Genomic DNA, 4,002 nt, shown 5'->3' on the forward strand with positions numbered 1-4,002 from the left:
AGTGGCAATGACTCCCTTAGCAATCTACGGTTTACAACGCTGGACAGGATACTGGCAAGCAGGAAATATGGCCATTTATCCAGATTTCTATACCTGGACTAAAGGCAGTTGGTTTTTAATGGAATTAGGCACGATTATCGCGGGATTAATAACTTTGCGATTTGTTAAATTTCCCTTCTTAACTGCACCCATTGCCTTTAGTCTGTGGTATATGTCAATGGACTTAACTCCTTTACTATTTGGAGAGAACGAATATACATGGAGACTGCGACTGTGGGTATCCTTTTGGTTTGGAATTGCCTGTTTAATAACTGCCTATTTAATTGATGTACGTCAGCGTCGTAGTCGGGGAGATTTTGCTTTTTGGCTATACCTATTCGGATTGATTATGTTTTGGTTTAGTCTATCTCTCCTCATGGATGATAATGAAACGCAACGATTTGTGTACTGTCTAATTAACTTGGGATTGATGTTATTATCAGTCCTGCTAAAAAGAAGATTATTTGTAGTTTTTGGAGGTATCGGAGTATTTGCCTATCTTTCCTATCTCTCCTATCGTCTCTTTGCCGATTCAATTTTCTTTCCCTTTGCCCTAACTGTCCTAGGACTTGGTATTATCTATATGGGAGTTTTATATCAGCGTCATTACCAAACTCTGGCTAGATTTATTGAAAGTTATATCCCTCTCGAATGGCGCAATTTATTCCCCAAAGATAGATAATTAGGAGAAATGGGGACATGGGGATATGGGGGAAATGGGGAGATTCAACTAAAAAACCCCAAAACCCCAAAACCCCAAAACCCAACACCATCTTTTTTACTTTTATGAAAATACTTATCGTTGATGATGAAAAAGAATTAACCGAACCCTTAGAACAAATTCTTGCTCAAGAAGGCTATGAAGTTGATATTGCTGATAATGGTCGGACGGGTTTAGAATTGGCACAAGAGAATAATTATGACCTCTTAATTCTCGATTGGATGTTACCCCAGCAATCCGGATTACAAATCTGTCAATATTTACGCAATCAAGGGGACACCACTCCCGTTTTGTTTCTAACCGCTAAGGATACCATAGATGATCGAGTGGCGGGATTAGATGCTGGCGCTGATGATTATTTAGTCAAACCCTTTCAACTGCGAGAATTATTAGCGAGAGTCCGCGCTTTATTGCGTCGTTCTCCCAATTTTGAGGCTAGTAATAGCAGTAAATTAAAATCTGCTGATTTAGAACTCGATAGCGAAAATCAAGTGGCCTATCGTCACGGTCGCACGATCAGTTTATCAGCAAAAGAAGTACAATTGTTGACTTTATTTATGACCCATCCAGGTCAACTTCTCACCCATGAACAAATTTATCAGCATCTCTGGTCAGAAGGGGAGCAACCTAATAGTAATGTGGTTCCTGCCCTGATGCGCTTACTGCGTCGTAAAATCGAAGCGGCCGGAGAAACACCTCTAATTAATACTGTCTATGGGAAAGGCTACCGTTTCGGGGAAAATTAGGGAATGCTGAAAGATAATGAGAATAAGTAACTGGTTATAATTAAATTAAAAATGGATTTTAGGTTCGATCCCCCCTGCCCCCCTTAATAAGGGGGGTGCCGATAGGCGGGGGGATCCCCCCTTAATCCCCCCTTAATAAGGGGGGTGTCTGATAATTTTTAACGCCTACCTACTTAGCAACTGATTACCGATTACTGATTACTGATATATGTTATCCTGCCTACAAATTGAAAATTTTACCCTCATCGATCGCTTAGAATTAACTTTCGGGAACGGATTAAATGTACTGACCGGTGAGACGGGGGCAGGAAAATCAATTATATTAGATGCGATCGATATTGTTCTCGGGGGTAAAGTCAATCATCGCGTCATCCGTCAGGGAAGCCAACAATCAACCCTAGAAGCGACTTTTTCTCTAACTCCAGAATTAATTGCTTGGCTAGAAAGTCAGGAAATTGACCTATTAGAGGATAATAGTCTGACCATTAGCAGGGAATTAGTGATTACTAATAATTCCTTGCGTTCTCGTTCTCGGATTAACGGAGTCGTCGCTAATCGCCAACAAATGGCGCAAATAAGAGATTTTTTGGTAGAAATCACCGCCCAAGGTCAAACAGTTCAGTTAATGGACGCTAATCGACAGAGGGAATTATTAGATCTCTACGGGGGTGAATCGCTGCTGCGGCAGCGGGAAAAGGTAGCCACAGCCTACCTTAACTGGCAAGAAAGCAAGAATATTTTAAATAATAGGTTGCAATCGGAACAAAATCGCCTACAGAGATTAGATTTATTAGAATATCAACTAAAAGAACTAGAATCAGCTAATTTAACTGACGCTGACGAGTTGGAACAGTTGGAACAGGAAAGAAACCGACTCTCCCACGCTGTCGATTTGCAAAATTCCAGCTATCAAGTCTATCAACTACTCTACCAAAACGATCGCGATCAACCGGCCGTCGCCGATTTGTTAGGAAAAGCTGAAAATATCTTGACAAATATGATGGTTTATGATACAAGTTTAGAGCCAATTTTAGAGATGGTGCGATCGGCATTAAATCAGGTGGTGGAAGCGGGACAGGAAATCAACGTTTATGGGGATAGTCTAGAGGCAGATCCCGAGAGATTGAACGAGATAGAAGAGAGAATTGTCCAACTTAAGCGCATTTGTCGCAAGTATGGCCCAAGTTTAGCCGAAGCGCTCGATTATTATCAGAAATTACAGCAGGAATTAGCGGAGTTGACGGGAGAAGGACAATCCATTGAAGAATTAGAAAAAATTTGTCAGCAACAGGAAAACATCTATCGAGAAACTAGCACCCAGTTGACCTTTTTGCGACAAGAAACCGCTAGTCAACTAGAAAAACAATTGGTACAGGAATTAAAACCTTTAGCCATGGAAAAGGTGATTTTTGTCTGTCGGATTGCCCCGGGTAATCCTAGCAGTCTGGGAGTCGATCAAGTGGTATTTTATTTTAGTCCCAATCCAGGGGAAAAAATCCAACCTTTATCCAGTACCGCTTCCGGAGGAGAAATGAGTCGTTTTCTCCTAGCGTTAAAGTCCTGTTTTTCCCAATCCCAATCGGCAGCGGCAACCCTAATTTTTGATGAAATCGATGCGGGAGTATCGGGAAAAGTTGCCCAGGCAATTGCCGATAAATTAGATCAATTAGGTCAACAATATCAAGTTTTGTGCGTTACCCATCAACCTTTAGTGGCTGCTTTAGCTGATCACCATTTTCGAGTTTATAAACAAATGATTGCCGAAGATAATCCCACTAATCTCTCGGAAATTCGCACGGTTGTCCGGGTTACTTCTCTTGATAATCGTCAGACGAGAAGGGAAGAATTGGCACAATTAACGGGAGGAAATTCGGCAGCAGATGCCATCGCTTTTGCCGAGTCTTTATTGGAGAAAGCGGCTGCCAAAAAACAGTAAGATTTAACCTTGAAATTGACTGATTAACCAACGTCCCACCTGACTTTGATCTCTGGTGCGTGCCTGTTGTAAAGCTGACTCTAAAACCGCAAGTCTTAAATTAGGTAAAACCTTTGATATATCAATTCTTTTGCTACCTCGATCGATTATTTCAAAAGCGAATATTTGAGGATCATCTACCTTAACACTCCAATATTCACTAACTCCTAATTCTTCATAGAGTAAGCGTTTATTGCCTAAGTCATCATTGAGGGTAGATTTTGAGATTTCAATGACTAAATCTGGTGGGGGATACTGATTTAAATCAATCATCGAAGTACCGTAGGGAATCAGATTAGCTTTCTCTGCAAAATAATAAGATATATCCGGTTGGACTTCTCGATAACCAGACCTGCGAAAACTGCAATTATCTTTGGCATTAAAGGCCAGATTTTTTAGGGTAGCATAGAGACTAACAGCGAAGATCAAAATAGCATGATCGCTGGCATGATCGTTACCAATAGGAGTCATTTCTAATCGATAATAGCCATTGTAATAATAACTTTTTCCTTTATTTTCTG

4 protein-coding genes are annotated in these 4,002 nt (G+C 40.8%); 3 read left to right on the forward strand and 1 reads right to left on the reverse strand.

The window, feature by feature from the left end; genetic code table 11:
- From PX636_RS19030 to recN, 3 genes are all read left to right on the forward strand, one after another.
- A partial coding sequence (locus PX636_RS19030; protein ID WP_288118310.1) for a DUF2157 domain-containing protein occupies positions 1-721 on the forward strand: 721 nt, incomplete at its 5' end.
- A gap of 104 nt (positions 722-825) precedes the next feature.
- Positions 826-1,506 (forward strand): two-component system response regulator RppA, encoded by a 681-nt coding sequence (rppA, locus tag PX636_RS19035; protein WP_012265866.1) that lies wholly within the window; start codon positions 826-828, stop codon positions 1,504-1,506.
- 208 nt (positions 1,507-1,714) lie between these two features.
- Entirely contained in the window at positions 1,715-3,442 is a 1,728-nt protein-coding gene (recN, locus tag PX636_RS19040) for a DNA repair protein RecN (protein ID WP_002798940.1), read from the forward strand.
- A gap of 3 nt (positions 3,443-3,445) precedes the next feature.
- Here the strand turns inward: recN and PX636_RS19045 are convergent.
- A partial coding sequence (locus tag PX636_RS19045; RefSeq protein ID WP_288118311.1) for a Uma2 family endonuclease occupies positions 3,446-4,002 on the reverse strand: 557 nt, incomplete at its 5' end.

Source organism: Microcystis sp. M53598_WE2, assembly GCF_030067735.1.
GTDB classification, from domain to species: domain Bacteria; phylum Cyanobacteriota; class Cyanobacteriia; order Cyanobacteriales; family Microcystaceae; genus Microcystis; species Microcystis aeruginosa.

What these genes read in the sequence shown, in the direction of transcription:
- recN (WP_002798940.1), top strand. Translation starts at nt 1,715, where the DNA reads ATGTTATCCTGCCTACAAATTGAAAATTTTACCCTCATCGATCGCTTA.
- rppA (WP_012265866.1), top strand. Translation starts at nt 826, where the DNA reads ATGAAAATACTTATCGTTGATGATGAAAAAGAATTAACCGAACCCTTA.